Annotated in this window: 15 protein-coding genes and 1 pseudogene; 6 read left to right on the plus strand and 10 right to left on the minus strand. The window is 73.0% G+C overall.

Annotated features, from left to right (window positions below):
- Window positions 1-14 precede the first annotated feature (14 nt).
- From DC008_RS02065 to DC008_RS02085, 5 genes are all read right to left on the minus strand, one after another.
- Window positions 15-2,138 (minus strand): hypothetical protein, encoded by a 2,124-nt coding sequence (locus DC008_RS02065; protein ID WP_108705421.1) that lies wholly within the window; start codon window positions 2,136-2,138, stop codon window positions 15-17.
- A 423-nt stretch (window positions 2,139-2,561) separates the two neighbouring features.
- Window positions 2,562-3,125: an MSMEG_1061 family FMN-dependent PPOX-type flavoprotein gene (locus tag DC008_RS02070; RefSeq protein WP_108705422.1), complete on the minus strand. Its 564-nt coding sequence runs from the start codon at window positions 3,123-3,125 to the stop codon at window positions 2,562-2,564.
- Window positions 3,126-3,197: 72 nt separating this feature from the next.
- Window positions 3,198-3,566 carry an STAS domain-containing protein gene (locus DC008_RS02075; protein WP_108705423.1) on the minus strand — a complete coding sequence of 123 codons (369 nt, stop codon included), beginning with the start codon at window positions 3,564-3,566 and terminating at the stop codon, window positions 3,198-3,200.
- A gap of 13 nt (window positions 3,567-3,579) precedes the next feature.
- The gene (locus DC008_RS02080) at window positions 3,580-4,878 is read right to left on the minus strand and encodes a PP2C family protein-serine/threonine phosphatase (protein WP_425276530.1); all 1,299 of its coding nucleotides are present in this window, start codon (window positions 4,876-4,878) and stop codon (window positions 3,580-3,582) included.
- On the minus strand, window positions 4,875-5,678 hold the full coding sequence (locus DC008_RS02085) for an alpha/beta fold hydrolase (RefSeq protein ID WP_108705425.1): 804 nt from the start codon (window positions 5,676-5,678) through the stop codon (window positions 4,875-4,877). The genes DC008_RS02080 and DC008_RS02085 overlap by 4 nt, the downstream gene beginning before the upstream one ends.
- A gap of 116 nt (window positions 5,679-5,794) precedes the next feature.
- Between DC008_RS02085 and DC008_RS02090 the strand changes: the two genes are divergently transcribed.
- Complete coding sequence (locus DC008_RS02090) at window positions 5,795-6,949, plus strand: bifunctional class I SAM-dependent methyltransferase/NUDIX hydrolase (protein ID WP_108705426.1); 1,155 nt, start codon at window positions 5,795-5,797, stop codon at window positions 6,947-6,949.
- An 80-nt stretch (window positions 6,950-7,029) separates the two neighbouring features.
- On the opposite strand, the gene DC008_RS02095 is transcribed toward DC008_RS02090, so the two are convergent.
- From DC008_RS02095 to DC008_RS02105, 3 genes are all read right to left on the minus strand, one after another.
- Complete coding sequence (locus DC008_RS02095) at window positions 7,030-7,737, minus strand: FAD binding domain-containing protein (RefSeq protein WP_108710525.1); 708 nt, start codon at window positions 7,735-7,737, stop codon at window positions 7,030-7,032.
- A gap of 129 nt (window positions 7,738-7,866) precedes the next feature.
- Window positions 7,867-8,319 (minus strand): SRPBCC family protein, encoded by a 453-nt coding sequence (locus DC008_RS02100; protein ID WP_108705427.1) that lies wholly within the window; start codon window positions 8,317-8,319, stop codon window positions 7,867-7,869.
- Window positions 8,320-8,411: 92 nt separating this feature from the next.
- The gene (locus DC008_RS02105; RefSeq protein WP_108705428.1) at window positions 8,412-9,254 is read right to left on the minus strand and encodes a GntR family transcriptional regulator; all 843 of its coding nucleotides are present in this window, start codon (window positions 9,252-9,254) and stop codon (window positions 8,412-8,414) included.
- A 247-nt stretch (window positions 9,255-9,501) separates the two neighbouring features.
- On the opposite strand from DC008_RS02105, the gene DC008_RS02110 reads away from it, so the two are divergent.
- Together DC008_RS02110 and DC008_RS02115 are read left to right on the plus strand one after the other, a co-directional pair.
- On the plus strand, window positions 9,502-11,034 hold the full coding sequence (locus tag DC008_RS02110; protein ID WP_108705429.1) for a beta-N-acetylhexosaminidase: 1,533 nt from the start codon (window positions 9,502-9,504) through the stop codon (window positions 11,032-11,034).
- A 78-nt stretch (window positions 11,035-11,112) separates the two neighbouring features.
- On the plus strand, window positions 11,113-12,531 hold the full coding sequence (locus DC008_RS02115; protein ID WP_108705430.1) for a cellulose binding domain-containing protein: 1,419 nt from the start codon (window positions 11,113-11,115) through the stop codon (window positions 12,529-12,531).
- Window positions 12,532-12,836: 305 nt separating this feature from the next.
- Here the strand turns inward: DC008_RS02115 and DC008_RS02120 are convergent, their stop codons facing one another.
- Window positions 12,837-13,061, minus strand: a complete 225-nt coding sequence (locus tag DC008_RS02120) for a hypothetical protein (RefSeq protein ID WP_108705431.1) — start codon at window positions 13,059-13,061, stop codon at window positions 12,837-12,839.
- Window positions 13,062-13,137: 76 nt separating this feature from the next.
- On the opposite strand from DC008_RS02120, the pseudogene DC008_RS02125 reads away from it, so the two are divergent.
- The 3 genes and pseudogenes from DC008_RS02125 to DC008_RS02135 form a co-directional block, all read left to right on the plus strand.
- Window positions 13,138-13,686, plus strand: a pseudogene (locus DC008_RS02125) (STAS domain-containing protein); the annotation flags it as partial.
- Between the two features lie 96 nt (window positions 13,687-13,782).
- Complete coding sequence (locus DC008_RS02130; protein ID WP_108710526.1) at window positions 13,783-14,670, plus strand: DMT family transporter; 888 nt, start codon at window positions 13,783-13,785, stop codon at window positions 14,668-14,670.
- Window positions 14,671-14,741: 71 nt separating this feature from the next.
- Window positions 14,742-15,221, plus strand: coding sequence for a DUF1877 family protein (locus tag DC008_RS02135; RefSeq protein ID WP_244221322.1), 480 nt, complete (start codon window positions 14,742-14,744; stop codon window positions 15,219-15,221).
- Window positions 15,222-15,242: 21 nt separating this feature from the next.
- On the opposite strand, the gene DC008_RS02140 is transcribed toward DC008_RS02135, so the two are convergent.
- Window positions 15,243-15,953 (minus strand): DinB family protein, encoded by a 711-nt coding sequence (locus DC008_RS02140; protein ID WP_108705433.1) that lies wholly within the window; start codon window positions 15,951-15,953, stop codon window positions 15,243-15,245.
- Window positions 15,954-15,987: the final 34 nt, after the last annotated feature.

Genomic DNA, 15,987 nt, shown 5'->3' on the forward strand with positions numbered 1-15,987 from the left:
GCTGCGGGTGTCGGTCAGCTCCCCGTGGGCGGGATGTGCTCGGCCACGCCCTCGGGCACGCGGGCGTCCGGGGCCGGGTCGGTGGCGGGTGTGGAGCCGTCCGTGCCGCCGGTCGTGGAGGGTGCCGCGGACGTGGGCAGGGTGAGGGTGAGCGGCCCGGTGGCCGGGTCCGTCCAGCCGGAGCGGTGGCCCGCGTACGCCTGGCCGAAGGCGGTGCCCGAGCGGGTGGTGCCGTCGGGCACGGTGGCGGGGACGTCGACGCCGGCGGGGACGTCGACGGTGACGGTGTCGCCGATCCGGTAGGCGGTGACCTGTCCGTCGTCCACGGCGGTGCGCCAGGCGGCGCGGCGGGCCAGTTCTGCGCCGATGGCCTTCATCCGCAGGTTGACCAGCGGGGTGTCGGCCGCGAACAGTTCCTCGTAGCCGTCGAGGACGCCGTCGAGGACCGGGTAGGCGATCCGCTCCTCGGCCAGGTTGGACTGGTGGATGAAGTGCGGCTTGGGGTCGTTGGCGAGGACGTGGCCGAGGGCGATCTGCCGTTCCAGGGGCACGATGTGCTCGGTGTAGCCGGTGGCCGGGTCGAGCGGGGCCGGAAGGCAGGTGGTGGTGGCCGGGTTGTCCTCGCAGATGCCGCTGCCGCCCTGGGCGCGGCTGGTGTAGATCCAGTTGTACTCGTCGACCTGCTCGGCGGCGCGGCCCGCGTTGTAGAAGACGTTCATCGGGTAGCGCGGGACGGTGGTGGCGGGGCCGACCCGGCGCTGGCCGGGTTCGCGGGAGTTGTCGGAGGCGAGCCAGGTGACGCCGGTGTCGGCGAGGGCGAGCGCCAGGTTGGGGTTGTCCTCGGGCTGCTGGGGCAGCACCTGGAGCCCGGAGTGTTCGCCGGTCACCAACTCGTCGTCGTCCAGCGGGAGTCCGGCGGCCTGCCCCCAGACGCGGTTGTGGGCGATCTCGTCGGCGATGTCGTCGCGGCCGACCCACTTGGTGCTGCCGTCGGCGTCGGTGGCGCAGCGCCAGGGCACGACGGAGGTGTCCTGTTCGCAGCCGAGGAATGCGTGTGTATAGGTGTGGTTGATCCAGCGGAAGGCGTCGCGCCGGGCCACGAGCCGGTCGGCGAGCGGGTCGGCGCCGTCGTGGTCCTCGCGGTGGTCGACGCTGCCGGCGGCGTTGTAGGCGAGGTCGAGGGTGAAGCCCTGCTCCTGCTGCCAGGTGACGGCGTGGTCGACGTCGTCGGGGGTCATTCTGATCGGGTCGGGGGTGGCGTTCGGGTCGGTGCAGTCGACGTCGCCGGGGGTGCAGTTGAGGGTGGGGTTCCAGCGGTCGTCGCCCGCGAGGACGTCGTCGACGTGGACGGCGAAGTAGTTGCGCGAGGCGCCGAGGTGGACGCCTCCGGTCATCCAGGCGACGATGCCGCGGGCGAGCAGCCGGAACTGCTGCTGGTGGCGGTTGTAGACGAAGGTGACGACGAGTTCTCGCCGCCCGTCGTGCCGGTACTCCCCCACCAGGGAGCCCTTCCGGGTGGTGCCGGGGATGTCGGCCTGCACGTACGGCGTGAAGTCGGCGCCCTCGGCCGGGCCGGACAGGAAGGCGTAGCTCTCGCCGACGTCCGGGGCGTTGTCCTCGAAGGGCACCGGTCCGTCGAGGTAGCCGAAGGGCCCGGACCGCCCGGCGTCGGTCACCTCGGCCCGCGCGCCGTCGAGGCTGCCGGAGTAGCCGCCGTTCACGGGGTACTGGAGTCCGGCCTCGGGGCGGGCGTAGGTGTAGGCGTCGACCTGCGGGACGTCGTACTCCTGCTCGTACGCCACGAGGGCGGCCATCTCCGCCGAGCCGGCCGGGAACGGGTTGTCGTTGGGCAGGACGACCGCCTGGAACTTGGCGCGGTCCCGGCCGTCCACGGTGTCCGCGAGGTAGCCGGCGTCGATCACGGGGCGGTCGGACCGGGTCAGGTCGATCTCCGTGTACGGCGTTCCGGCGGTCCGCAGTTCGGCGGCGATGGCGTCGGTGGCCGGTCCGCCGTCGCTGACGACGAGGACCCGCAGGTCGATGCGGGGCGCCGGCTCCGCCGCCTGGGCGGCGGGTATGCCGAGAGCCGCCAGCAGGGCGCCCGTCGTCAGCACAGTGGTGCTCAAGGTCCGCTTCATGCGGTCGCTGTCCCCTCCCCGTGCAGGGGTGAGCATGGCTCCGCAGAGCGGACGCACCCCCGCGCGCGACGCCGGCTTCCCCCTCAGAGACCGGTCGTCGACGCATCCGTCGCGTCAAATAGTGATGTATCTGTGGAGCTTTCGTGCTCTTGCTGCGGAAGCTGACGGAAAAACGCAGGTTCGCCGGGGACCGTCGGCCCGTCCGGGCCGTGTGCTCGGCCGTTCGCCGTGGCTGTCCGGCGGAGGCCCGGCGATCACTTCGCCGCAGGTCGGGGAAGCGGAGGCGGGATCATGGGCAGGGTGGGGCGAGCCGGTGCGAATGCCACTGGTATGGACCGGTCCGGTGCGGGGACACGCGCCGGTTTCCGGTCATCTTTGATGACCGGTCACACCGCTCGGGAGGGGGAACGCGGCCTTCCGCGATCAGGGACGCGCCCATGACGTCGGCCTCCACAGCCCCGACCGGTTCAGCGACTGCGGGCAGTGGAGGTAGACCTCGTCGATGTCGAGCACGAGCGCCAGCCGGGGCCGCCGCCCCTCACGTGCCATGGCGTCGAAGAAGGGGGCGTCGGTGAGGACGCGGGCGCGCCCGTTGACGCGCAGCACCTGCCCGCGGCCCGGGACGAGATAGAGCAGCCCGGCGTGCGGGTTGGCGAGGATGTTGTGGAAGCTGTCCGCGCGCCGGTTGCCCGGCCGGTCGGGCAGCGCGATCCTCCCCGGGCCGAGGACATGGGTGAAGCCGGGTTCCTCGCCGCGCGGGGACACGTCGCAGTTCCCGTCGGCGTCGGCGGTCGCGAGGAGGCAGAAGGGCGACCGGGCGATGATGTCCCGGTCCTCCTCGGTGAGCCGGTCGTGGACCTTGTCGATCACCACCGGCCAGGGTTCCCCGAGCAGCTCGCGCAGTTCCTCACCCGAGCCGAGCTCCACCCATCCCTCGTCGCCGAGAGGGTCCGGACGGCTGTCGGCGCTTTCGGACGTGTACGGCAAGCCCGGCTCCCGGTGTGCGGTTCGCGTGGATGACGGCGGGCGCCACGCTATCCGATGTTAGGTTGACCTTACCTAGACGGGTGGCCGGTTGGCGGGGGCGGGCTGGAGGCGGGTGGCGGCCTCGCCGTCGGGGTGGATGGTGAGGATCTGGTCCAGCCCGACGATGCTCAGGACGCGCAGTGTGTTGGCCGGTACGGCGGCCAGCACGAGCTGCCCTCCGGCGGACTGGGCGTGGTGGTGCGCGGCGATCAGGGCGGTGATGCCGCTCGAGTCGCAGAACTCCAGGGCGCCCAGGTCGACGACGAGGCGCTGGCCCGGCCGGAGCGTGATCGTGGGCAGCAGCTCGCGGAGCTCGCCGGCGTTGACGTAGTCCAGGTCGCCTGAGACCTCGAGGACCGGCCCGGTCACGGCGTCCCGGGTGCTGATCGTGAGTGTGTTCATCGTGTGCCGCTCGTCAGGTTTCGCTCGTCGGGTCGTCGGAGGAGGGGACACCGATCGCGAGGAGTGCGGTGTCGTCGTCGAGACCGTCCCCGAACCCGGCCAGCAGGTCACCGAGGGCTTCGATGACGGCGTGCGGGGGGCGGCCGGCCTGGGTGGCGGCGAAGGCCAGCAGGGCCTCGTCGCCGTAGAGACTGGTGCGGTCGTCACCGGTACGGGCCTCGGTGAGCCCGTCGGTGTAGAGCAGCAGGGTGTCGCCGGGGCCGAGGGTGGTCGCGGCCGCGGTGAAGGGTGCGGCGGGCAGGATGCCGACCAGCAGCCCACCGGGGGTGGGCAGATAGGTGGCGGTGCCGTCGGCGCGCAGCACCAGGGCGGGCGGGTGGCCGCCCGAGGCGAGGTGGACGGTGAGACGCCGGGAGGCGGGGTCGGGCTCGATCGTGCCGAAGAGGGCCGTGCAGTAGCGCGGGTCGCCGCTCGCGGCGTAGCGCTCGTGCAGCACCTTGTTGAGGGTGGTCAGCGCGGAGACCGGGTCCGGGTCGTGCAGGGCGGCGGCCCGCAGGGTGTAGCGGGTCAGCGAGGTGAGCGCCGCCGCCTGGGGGCCCTTGCCGCACACGTCGCCGAGGAAGAACCCGAAGCGCTCGCCGCGCTTGGTGTCCAGCGGGAAGACGTCGTAGAAGTCGCCGCCCAGCCGGTCCGGGGAGGCGGTGTGGTAGTGCGCGGCCGTCTGCGCGCCGGGTACGTCCGGCAGGATGTCGGGGAGCAGGGACTGCTGCAGCACGGTCATGGCGTCCTGCAGCCGGGCCCGGTCGGCCTCGGCCTGGCGGCGCGCCTCGTCGGCGGCCCGCTGGCGGCGCAGCAGCTCCTCCTCGTAGGCCCGCCGGTCGCGGGCGTCGAAGACGGTGGTGCGGATCAGCAGGGGCTCACCGGTGGTGCCGTGCTTGACGACGGAGGACACCAGGACGGGCATCCGGCCGCCGTCGGCCTGCTTGAGCTCCAGTGCGATGCCGCTGATGTCGCCCTGCATACGCAGCAGCGGCGCGAAGTGCGTCTCGTGGTAGAGCTTGCCGCCGACGGTCAGCAGGTCGGTGAAGCGCAGCCGTCCCACCACGTCCTGCCGGGACCGGCCCAGCCAGTTCAGCAACGTGGAGTTGATCTTGGCGATCGTCCCGTCCATGAGCGTCGACAGGAAGCCGCACGGTGCGCTGTCGTACAAGTCCTCGGCGCTGTCCTCCAGCAGGGCGGCGAAGGCGGCGTGGGCCGTCTTGTCGTCGCCGGCGTCGTGCGGGTCGGAGTGCTGCCCGGCCCAGGACATCATCGTAGTCCGGCGAGGAACGCGGTGATGGCCTCGTTGGTGGCGTCCGGGGCGGACAGGTGGGGGCAGTGCCCGGTGGCGTCGAGGGTCACCAGCGTGGAGTCCGGGATCGAGCGGTGCACATACGCGCCGACCTCGCGGGGGGCGATCACGTCCTGGGTGCAGTCCAGCACCAGGGTGGGCACCCGTACCCGCTTCAGGTCCTCGCGCGAGTCCGACAGGAAGGTGGTGCGGGCGAAGACCCGGGCCATGTCGGGGTCGGTGGCGCAGAAGCTGTTGCGCAGCTCGTCGCCGAGCTCGGGACGGTCGACGTTGCCCATGATCACCGGGGCCATCGCGGCCGACCAGCCGAGATAGTTCGACTCCAGGGAGCCGAGCAGCTCGTCGATGTCGTCCTCGCTGAAGCCACCGCGGTAGCCGTCCTCGTCGATGTAGCGCGGCGACGGCGCGACCATGACCAGGGCGCCGATGCGCTCCGGGGCGAGGTCCGCGGCGAGGACGCCGATCATCGCGCTCACGGAGTGCCCGACGAAGACCGCGTCCTGCAGGTCCAGCGCCTCGCAGACCTCGACGACGTCCTGGGCGTACCCGTCCAGGAACGAGTAGCGGCCCTCGGAGAACGCGGACGCGTCCGAGCGTCCGGCGCCCACGTAGTCGAAGAGGACCACCTGGTAGTCGTCGGCGAGCGCGGGCACGGTCAGCCGCCACATGTTCTGGTCGCAGCCGAAGCCGTGGGCCAGCACCACCGTGCGCCCCTGCGGGTTGCCGGTGACGGTGACGTTGTTCCTGCGCACTACGTCCATACCGGCCAGTGTCGCAGCTCGACGCGTCGGCATATGACACGGGTCCGTGCCAGGGGTCGCGTTCCAGGTCCGGGGCCGGACGCGTGGACGGCGCCGGCGCGGGGAGAGATGAGACGGTGACGCCCGAAGAAGAGACGAACACCGAGGCGTGGACGGCGTACGGCCACCACCACCTGCGGCGAGCCACTCCCCTCCCGGAGGCCGACCGGATCGACTGGGGGCCAGGCGGGTCCGGACCCGGCGACGAGCCCCTCGGCGACCTGCGGGGCCTGCGCGTGCTGGACCTCGGCTGCGGACCGGCCCGCCACGCCGCCCACCTCGTGCGCGACCGGGGCGCGCGCGTGGACGCCGTGGACTCCTCCCCCTCACAGATCGAACGCGCCCGGTCCCGCTACGACGGCCTGCCCGGGCTGACCCTGGTGTGCGCGGACGCCGTGGAGCACCTGCGCACGACCGACCCGTACGACGTCGTGTACGCCGTCCACGCCGTCCCGTACATCGATCCGCACCGGCTGCTGCCCGAGCTGGCCCGGTCGGTCAGGCCGGGCGGCCGAGTCTGCTTCACCGTCCTGCACACGAACTCCGCCGGGCACGGCCCGGGCACCGAGGTGGCCGCTCGGCCGGAGGTCCTGCACCTTGCCGGGGGCGGGGAGACCACCGTGCGGATGTGGGTGCTGACCACCGAGGTGTGGACGGAACTCTTGGAGACGTATGGACTGCTGGTGGAGTCCGTCACGGCCCTCGACGCGCCCGAGGCGGGCAATCACGCCTCCTACCGCCTCTTCGAGGTCCGCCGTCCGGTACGGATCACCTCCCGGCCCCGCACGCGGCGCCCGCCCGTGCCGCACGCGGCGATCGGCGTCGGGGCGGTCCTCCTGGGGCCGGACGGGCTGCTCCTGGGCCGGCACCGGCGGGGCACCCTGGAACTGCCCGGCGGCACCGTGGAGCCGGGCGAGTCACTGCGGGAGACGGTCGTACGGGAACTCGCCGAGGAGACCGGTCTGCTCGCCGACCCGGCCGACGTACGCCTGCTCGGCACGCTCGTCGACGAGGTCGGGGGCGTCGTACGGATGACCGTGGGCGCCGTCGTCACCGCGTGGCGGGGGACGCCCGCCGACCAACCCGACGAGTCCGTCGGCGACTGGCGCTGGTGGCCGCTGGACGCGTTGCCGCCCGGCCTCTTCGAGTGCAGCGCCCAGATCCTCACCGCCTGGCGGCCCGGCCTGCCCATCGATCATCGCCCGGCCCACTTCACGCCGTTCGCGTCCTGAGCGGGCGACACAGGGTGGACCCGCCGAGGCGCCCGGTGTGGTGGGCGGGCGGCTCGGCGGGGTCAGGGGGCGGCCGGTCGTCAGCTCGCCAGGGTGGTGACCTGGGCGCGGATCACGTCCCAGGCGGCGGCCGGGACGTCGTCCAGGGCCGTGGCCCGCAGTTCGTCCAGGGTCTCCCCTGGCTCGTCCGCCGCGGTGGCGGCCGCGTGGACCACCTCGTAGCCGTCGCGGACGGCCACCCGTATCGCGACCCGCCCGTCGTCCTCGGCGTGCGCGGCCGAGGCGACGACCAGCGGCGGCTCCCCGCCCGGCGCGGCGTCCAGCTTGCGGAACGTGCTGGCGAGCGGAGGGCGCCAGTTGAGGCTGAGCAGCAGCGGGCGCTTGGCCACCAGCTCGGACAGGTCCGTCTCGCGGACGCCGTCGCTCTCCAGCACCGTCGCCCTGGCGTCCAGGACGAGTGCCGCGGGGAGGAGACAGCGCAGGGTGCTGCCGACGACGTTGCCGCCGACGGTAGCGCTGCGCCGGACCGCCCCGGTGCCCACGCCGGCGGCGGCCAGCCGCAGGACGTCCGGGACGCGGTCGCCCATCCGCGCGAGGACCACGGCGGCGCCGACGGCGTCCCGTTCGAGGAGGTTGGCCTCGGGCACCTCCCGCAGCGACATGGCCGTCTCGGGGAAGCCGTCCCGTTGCCAGGTGGCCCACAGCAGCGTGGCCCCGCCGATCGGCACCGCCCCCTCCGCCAGACACTCCCGCGCTTCGGCCACAGATGTGGGCAGACGCAACAGCACCGTGACCACCCTGCCTCTCTCGAGATCCGGATCGGGACCGCGGGCTGGTTCCGGCCACCCGCCCCGCCGGTAAGACAATCCGCGGACCGGGGGGCGCGTACAGGGCTCACACGCGCACGGGGTCCCCGCTCAGCCGGCCGCCGGGGAGGCCAGGAAGGCGGTGAGGCTGTCGAGGAGCATCGTGCTGCCCTGTTCGGACATGTCGCGCTCCTCGGCGGTGGGGCTCGTCTGGCGGACGACGATCTCGGTGCGGCCGCCGTCCCGCGCGTCGAGCTCGACCGTCATGACGGCGGGGTCGGGCCGGCCGGGCACGTCCATGCCGACGACGAGCCGGCGGTCGGTGACGACGTCGAGGTAGGAGCCCGTGAGGGGGAACGAGGTGCCGTCCGGGGTGACCATCGTGGCCTTCCAGGCCCCGCCGGGCCGGACGTCCATCTCGACGGAGCCGGGTTCGGCGCCGGCCCACCGGGCGTACTGGCCGGCGTCGGTCCACGCCCGCCACACCGCGCCGACGGGCGCGTCCAGGGTGCGGGTGAGGGTGTAGGTGAAGCCGTCGGCCGGGGTGTTCTGCTGGGCGCTCATCACTGTCTCCTCGGTAGGTGGTGACGATGTCGCCTTGGTAGACGGCCGCCGTCCCGAGAAGTCATCGGCGCCCATCGGTCGTGGGGGTGGCCTCAGCGTTCGTCGTGCACATCGCCCCGGGCGGTGACGACGACCGCCTCGCGCGGCGGGAAGACACCGGGCGGGATGCCGGGGATGGGGCCCGTCGGGGCCGCGGGCTCGTCGTGTGCCGGGACGCCCAACGTGAGCCGGGTGACGATGCGGTAGCGGTCGCCCCGGTAGAGGGAGTGGACGTATTCGACGGCCCGGCCGTCCGCGTCGTAGGTGAGGCGTTCGAAGAGGAGCGCGGGTGACAGATGGGGGACGCCGAGGATCTTGGCTTCGGCCTGGCTGACGACGGTCGGCTCCATGGTCTGCGCGGCCTCGCTCACCCGGACGCCGTGCCGGTCGTGCAGATGCTCGTACAGGTCGCCCGCCTCCAGTTCGCGCTCGGTGAGCGCGGGGACGAGGTGGGCGGGGATGTGCAGGTGCTCGATGGCCATGGGGGCGCCGTCGACCAGGCGGAGCCGGGCCACGTAGACGACCTCGGCGGCCGGTGACAGCCGCAGCCTGCGGCCGACGCGGGCACCGGCGGCGAGGGTGGTGAACTCCAGCAGGCGGCTGGTCCAGACGCCGGAGGCGGGGGGCACGGCCATGGTGCGGTGGTCGGGGACCAGTTCCTGGGTGATCTTCTCCGGTGCCACGAACATGCCGCGCCCGTGTTCCCGCACCAGCAGGTTTGCGGCGACGAGTTCGTCGACGGCGGCGCGCAGCGTCGGCCGGGAGACCTGGAGCGCGGCGCACAGCGTCCGCTCGGAAGGGATGGCGTCCCCGGGGCGCAGCGACTCCATGAGCCCGAGGATGTGGTCGCGTACGCGCTCCCGTTTGAGCACCGCCCCCGGATCGCCCGTCTTCATACCGCCGCCCCGCCCCGTACTCGCTCCGTGCACCTGACCAGTCCACCCACTGGTCAGACGCAGTGTAGCCATCAAGTGGCGCCCGCAGTGCGGCCGTACAGGATTCGGCCTGTCAACAAAGGGCTGGGCAAAGGGGGTTGACGCTTCAATTGGTCTATGCCACCTTCTCGACCAGCGAGAGGTCACCTGACCAGTGACCCAACTGGTCAGGTCGCTCGGCCCCGGTCCACCGAGACGGGAGACATCCGTGCCCGCATCCACGCCTCCGGCCCTGCCGCTGGTGCCCCGCCCCACCCGGGCCCATGTCCGCGGCGGCCGCTTCACCCTGGACGCCGGCACCGGCGTACGCGTCGGCGCCGGGGCCGAACCGGCCGCCCGCCTGCTGCGCGACCTGCTCGCCCCTGCCACCGGACTGCCCCTCCCCCTCGCCGGGGACGGGACCGTCGTCCTGACGCTGGACCCCGCGCTCGCCGGGCTCGGCGACGAGGGGTACGGGCTGACGGTGGGCCCCCGCTCGGTGCTGCTGCGCGCGGCACGGGCCACCGGGCTGCTGCGCGGTGTGCAGACGCTCCGTCAACTGCTTCCCGCCGAGGCGCTGTCGGCGTCGCCGCAGGCCGGGGTGCGGTGGTCGCTGCCGTGTGTGGAGATCACCGACGTCCCGTGCCACCGCTGGCGGGGCGCGATGCTCGACGTGGCCCGGCACTTCCAGCCGGTGGCCTACCTCCACCGCTACGTCGATCTGCTCGCCCTGCACAAGATCAACGTCTTCCATCTGCATCTGACGGACGACCAGGGCTGGCGGATGCCGGTGCCGGCCTACCCCAAGCTCACCGAGATCGGCGGCCACCGGTCCCGCTCCCCGGTCGGCATGGACGGCGCGGCCTACGACGACGTGCCGCACGGCGGCGCCTACACCCGCGCCGAACTCGAGGGGCTAGTGGCGTACGCGGCGGCGCGCGGGGTCACGGTGGTGCCGGAGATCGAGATGCCGGGCCACGTCCGGGCCGCCCTGGCCGCCTACCCGCACCTGGGCAACCGGCCCGGCCGGACGCTGGACGTCTGGACCGGATGGGGAGTCTGCGACACCGTCCTCGGCGTCCACGACGAGGTGTTCGACTTCTGCCGCACCGTGCTGGACGAGGTCATGGACGTCTTCCCCTCGCCGTACCTCCACATCGGCGGCGACGAGGTGCCCGTCACGGAGTGGACGGAGAGCCCCGAGGCGGCGGCGCGGGTGCGCGAGGAGGGCCTGGACGGCCCCGCCGCGCTGCACGGCTGGTTCCTCGCCCGCGTCGGCGCGTACCTCCTCCGCTGCGGACGGCGGCCGGTCGCCTGGGCCGAGACCGGCGGCGAACTCCCGTACGGCTTCACGGTGATGGCCTGGCGGGACTCGGCGCACGCCCTCGCCGCCGCGAACCGCGGTCTCGACGTCATCAACGCCCACCACCGCCGCACCTATCTGGACCACCCCCAGCGCCGCGGGGCGCAGGAGTTGCCGGCCCAGCCCGGAGCCGTCGTCACTCTCCCGGACGTGCACGCCCACGACCCCGTCCCCGAGGGGGCGTCCCCGGCGGCGGCCGCCCATGTCCTCGGGGCGCAGGCCCAGGTGTGGACGGAGTACGCGACGACACCCGCGCGCCTGGAGTACCTCACATATCCCCGGCTGTGCGCCCTGGCGGACCGCGCCTGGAGCGGTTCCACGCCCTGGCGGGACTTCCGCTCCCGTCTCGACGGTCACCTTCCGCGCCTCGACGCGCTGGGGGTGCCGCGCCACCCCTAGGCCGTGTCCGCACCCCCACAGCACGGCCCTGATTTCCCGAGCACGACGAACCCCACATCCCGTCCGGAAGGAATCAGCATGACGTCCCGAACCACCCCCAGCAGACTGCGGATCGCCCTCGCGGCGACCGTCGCCACCGCCCTCGGCACCGGAGGGCTCACCGCCCTGTCGGGCTCCGCGAGCGCCGCCGCCGCGGACGTGACCGTGCAGTACCGGACCAGCGCCACGGGCGCCACCGCGGATCAGGCCGAGCCCTGGCTGAAGATCAGGAACACCGGCAGCGGCGGCCTGCCGCTCAGCTCCGTCAAGGTGCGCTACTACTTCAAGGCCGACGCGGCCGGTACCGCGTACCGCTTCGCCTGTTCCTGGGCGGTGAAGGGCTGCGCCAACATCACCGGGACGTTCGGCACGCCCGCCCACCCGACGCCCACCGCCGACCGTTATCTGGAGATCGGCTTCACCGCGGGGGCGGGCACGCTCGCCCCCGGAGCCGACACCGGGGACATGCAGCTGCGCTTCCACCGCGCCGACTGGCAGACCATGCGGCAGAGCGACGACTACTCCTTCGGCGCCGCGCAGACGTCGTACGCGGACTGGGCCAAGGTCACCGCCTCGGTGGCGGGCAGCACCGTGTGGGGCACCTCTCCCGGGGGCGACGACCCCACGGACCCGCCGACCGACCCGCCGGAGGGCGGACAGAGCCTGTTCGACGACTTCGACTACAGCACGTCGAGCGACCCGAGGATCTCGGCGAACGGCTGGAACGTCCGCTCCAACGCGGGCGGCCCGGGCGTGCCGGGCGCGACCTGGTCCCCGGAGAACGTCACCTTCGCGTCGTCGGGCGGCAACTCGGTGATGAACCTGCGGACCTCCACCGCCGGCACCGCCGAGAGCACCCGGCAGACCGAAGTCCTCACCAAGGCCATGAAGTTCCGCAACGGCACCTACGCCGCGCGCGTCAGGTTCTCCGACGCCCCCGTGTCCGGCCCGGACGGGGACCGCCTGGTGCAGACGTTCTTCACCATCAACGACCTCAAGGCGCCGATGGCCGACGACTACGCCGAGTACGACTTCGAGTATCTGCCCAACGGCGGCTGGGGCGAGCCCGCCAACATCCTGTACACGACGTCCTGGGAGACGTACAACCCCGACCCGTGGCAGGCCGTCAACCAGCACAGCGAGTCCCGGCAGAGCTTCGCCGGCTGGCACGACCTGGTGCTGACCATCGACGACAGCTCCATCAAGTACTACGTGGACGGGCATCTGTTCGGCACCCATGACGCCGCGTATCTGCCCGAGCGGCCCATGTCGATCAACTTCAACCAGTGGCTGATCGACCTCGCGGGGCAGACCAGCACCACGCCCCGGTCGTACGACGAGCAGGTCGACTACGTCCTGCACGTCAAGGACCAGGTCCTGACCCCGGCCCAGGTCGGGGCCAAGGTCGACGCCTACCGGGCGGCGGGCACGACCTTCGAGGACAAGGTGCCCGGCTAGCGGCCTCACAGGGCAGGCCCCGTTCCGGCGGGGCCTGCCGTCACGCGATCAGCCTGCCGGGACCGGGTGCAGGGTCCTGCGGTGGGCCATCACCATCCGGTCGGGCAGGGCGAGGTTGCCGAGCCGGTGGCCGGAGAAAACCCGGTGCCGCCGCTCGGGCCCCGGCGGGCCGCCTGAGCCCCGTACTTGCCGAACTCGAGGTTGCGCTCCGGCGTCCGACCACTCTCACTCGCGCTGCGACACTTGATCCGCTGTCGGCGGTGAGCTTCCCACCGGGGCGGTGCGGAGGGCCGGGGCCACCCGGGTCAGTCGCGCACGGGGTGCCACCCCTCCGGGCCGCCGCCCCGCCACTCGATCAGCGCGGATCGCCGTACCCAGTCGTCGTCGACGTCGTCCAGGCCGGCGAGGCGCAGGAACTCGACGATGTCCAGCAGGCCGTAGGCCATCCCCACGAACTGCTCGTCGACGCGGACGCGCCGGCCGCCGTCCTGGGCGGCCGGGTAGATGACGATGGGTTGTGCGCTGACCATGGGACCAGGGTGCGGCCAGGGCCCGGTGCCCGCATGCGGGAGGCCCCGGTTCCAGGGCCGCGTGGTGGCGGCCGTGATCCTGACGGGTGTCTTCGTCTCCGACATCCCGATGGCCGCGCTCGTCGCCGTGATGGTGATGGTGTCGTTCGCGACGTCCGACTGGCACTCCATCGCGCCGAAGACGCTGCGGCGGATGCCGGCGGGCGAGATCGCCGTCATGGTCATCACCGTGGCGGTCGTCGTGGCCACCCACGACCTGGCCCTCGGTGTGGTCGTCGGCCCGGTCTCCGCCATGGTCGTCTTCGCCCGCCGGGTCGCCCGTCTGGCCGACGTCACCGCAGTCGTGGACCCCGACGGCGGCACGGTCGTCCACCGCGTCACCGGGGAGCTGTTCTCCGCCTCCTCCAACGACCTCGTCGGCCGGCTCGACTACGCCGGCGACCCGGAGAAGGTGATCGTCGACCTGTCCGCGGCCCAGGTCTGGGACGCCTCCTCGGTCGCCGCACCGGACGCCGTCACGACGAAGTACGCGCGGCGCGGCAAGACGGTGGAGATCACCGGTCTGAACGGTCCCGGCGCGCATCTGCACGACCGCCTCAGCGGCGAGCTGGTCGCCGGGCACTGACCGCCGCGCGGGCGTCCTCCGATCGCGCCCGTGCCGGGCACCGGGTGAGGATGGCCGGAGAAGCAGCCCGCGCGGGCCGGTCGGGAGGTGGCGACGCTGGACACGGTGCTCCCCGTCGTCTTCGCGGTCTGCGCCGCCCTGAGCAACGCCGTGGCGACGGTGCTGCAGCGCATGGCGGCGCTCACCGTGCCCAGCTCGCAGGGGCTGCGGGCCGGGCTGATCCTCGATCTGCTGCGCCGGCCGGTCTGGCTGCTCGGCATGCTCGCGGTGATCACGGCCGCCGTCTGCCAGGCGATCGCGCTGGTCACGGGGCCGCTGACGATCGTCCAGCCCCTGTTCGTGCTGGAACTCCCCCTCACCCTGATCGTGGCGTCCGTGCTGCTGCACCGGCGGCTGCCGGCGTCGGGCTGGGCGTCGGTGGCGGTGGTGGTCGTGGGCCTGGCGGTCGCGCTCGCCGCCGCCGCGCCCTCCGGCGACCGCACCCGGGTGGCCCTGGACCGCTGGATCCCCGCACTCGCCGTCTGCCTGGGCCTGGTCGCCGTCCTCACCCTGATGGCGCTCAGACGCCCGCACGGGCCCGCCCGGGCCGCCTGTCTGGGGGCCGCCACGGCGATCAGCTACGCGCTCACGGCGGCGCTGCTCAAGACGTCGACGCACATCCTCGACGAGGAGGGGATCGTCGGGTTCCTGACCGCCTGGCAGACGTACGGCTTCGCGCTGACCGGCGTGTGCGCGCTGTTCCTGCTGGAGAACGCGATGCAGGCCGGGCCCCTGGTCGCCTCCCAGCCCGCCCTCACCCTCGGGGACGCCGCGGTGAGTCTCGCCCTCGGTATCACGCTGTACGAGGAGACCGTCCGCACCGGCTGGTGGCTGCTGCCGCAACTGCTCGGGGTCGCGCTCATCGCGGTGGGGATCGTCGCCCTGTCCCGGACGGCGCTCAACGAGTCGCTGGTGGCGACGGACGAGAAGGCGCCGGTCGCGTAGGTCGTGTCAGTGGGGTCTGCGCGTCTCGCGAAGCGGTGCCGGACCTGACATCGGGGGGAGCGGCTGTGGGTGTGAGCGTCGGGTTCGTCGGCACGACGGCCGAGGAGCTGGACCGGGCCTGGCGGGAGCCGGAGTGGGCCGAGCCGTACGTCTGGGAGCTGTACGACAGCGGGACCTTCCGGCGGGACGGCCGCCTGGACTGCGGTCCGGCCAACGCCTGGGCCGGACCGCGGTTCCTGTTCGACGCGGCGGACGTCCCGCCGGAGTTCCTGATGGACGGCTTCATGATCGCGGAGGACGGCACCCTGTTCGGGTGGACCGTGGAGGAGTTCACCGCGCTCGCCGCCCAGGTGCGGGGGACGCCGTGGGAGCGGCCGGCGGCCCACTACGACCCCGCGCGGATGGCGCGGGACGACGTCCACCCCAACCCGTGGGCGTTCGACCCCGCCGGGCGGCGGGAGTGGATCCAGGCCGCCTACGAGGAGCTGGTGGCCTTCGTGACGGGGGCGGCCGAGCGGGGCCAGGGGGCGTTCATGAGCTTCGCCCGCTGAACGCCTCCCGGGACCGCTCACTCACGCGGTGCGCGCCTGCCACAGGTCGCGCAGCAGGGCGATCTCCGCCATGTGGTGGATGAACTCGAGGTTGGCGCCCCAGAGGACGGCCGCGTAGGGCTCGTCCGGGTCGGAGCCGTACGGGTACTGGGAGAAGCCGATCGTGTCGAGCTGCTCCTCCGTCACCGCGCCGACGCTGTCGCGCCAGCGGTCGACCGACTTCCAGAACCGCTCGAGGGCCGTCGCGGCGGACGGGCTGAAGTCGACCATCTCCTTGGGGTCCTGACGCCGTTCGCCGAAGGCCCACTCCCAGTGCCCGGCGAAACCGTAGTGCAGATGACCCAGCCGCCAGGCGATGGTGGTGACCGGCGTCCGGTCGGGCTCCACGGGACCGGTGTGGGCGAGGACCTCCTCGACGCGCTCGACGGACACGCTCCAGTCCTCGGCGACCTTCTCGACGGTCATGCCGTCGGCGACCTGCCGGGCGACCTCGGCGTACTCGCTCGCCGGGATGTCGGCGGCGCCCAGGTCGAGCACCCACTCCCCCGGTCCGAACGCCCTGGGGGTCGTCGCCTCGCCGCGCGGGCGGATCGACCAGCCGCCGGGTGCCGGCTCCCACAGGTACTCCTCGTCGGTGAGCCCGGTCAGCCGGACCTCCGCCATCTCCCGGGCGCGGTCGAACTGGTCGAGCAGCAAGCCCAGCCGGTCCGTCCGCAAGCCGCCGATCTCCATGCCTGGCCCCCTCGCCGGTATACCGCTCGGCGGT

It is taken from the genome of Streptomyces nigra, from assembly GCF_003074055.1.
Taxonomy (GTDB): Bacteria; Actinomycetota; Actinomycetes; order Streptomycetales; family Streptomycetaceae; genus Streptomyces; species Streptomyces nigra.

What these genes read in the sequence shown, in the direction of transcription:
- DC008_RS02065 (WP_108705421.1), bottom strand. Translation starts at nt 2,138, where the DNA reads ATGAAGCGGACCTTGAGCACCACTGTGCTGACGACGGGCGCCCTGCTG.
- DC008_RS02075 (WP_108705423.1), bottom strand. Translation starts at nt 3,566, where the DNA reads ATGAACACACTCACGATCAGCACCCGGGACGCCGTGACCGGGCCGGTC.
- DC008_RS02080 (WP_425276530.1), bottom strand. Translation starts at nt 4,878, where the DNA reads ATGATGTCCTGGGCCGGGCAGCACTCCGACCCGCACGACGCCGGCGAC.
- DC008_RS02085 (WP_108705425.1), bottom strand. Translation starts at nt 5,678, where the DNA reads ATGGACGTAGTGCGCAGGAACAACGTCACCGTCACCGGCAACCCGCAG.
- DC008_RS02100 (WP_108705427.1), bottom strand. Translation starts at nt 8,319, where the DNA reads ATGAGCGCCCAGCAGAACACCCCGGCCGACGGCTTCACCTACACCCTC.
- DC008_RS02105 (WP_108705428.1), bottom strand. Translation starts at nt 9,254, where the DNA reads ATGAAGACGGGCGATCCGGGGGCGGTGCTCAAACGGGAGCGCGTACGC.
- DC008_RS02115 (WP_108705430.1), top strand. Translation starts at nt 11,113, where the DNA reads ATGACGTCCCGAACCACCCCCAGCAGACTGCGGATCGCCCTCGCGGCG.
- DC008_RS02120 (WP_108705431.1), bottom strand. Translation starts at nt 13,061, where the DNA reads ATGGTCAGCGCACAACCCATCGTCATCTACCCGGCCGCCCAGGACGGC.
- DC008_RS02140 (WP_108705433.1), bottom strand. Translation starts at nt 15,953, where the DNA reads ATGGAGATCGGCGGCTTGCGGACGGACCGGCTGGGCTTGCTGCTCGAC.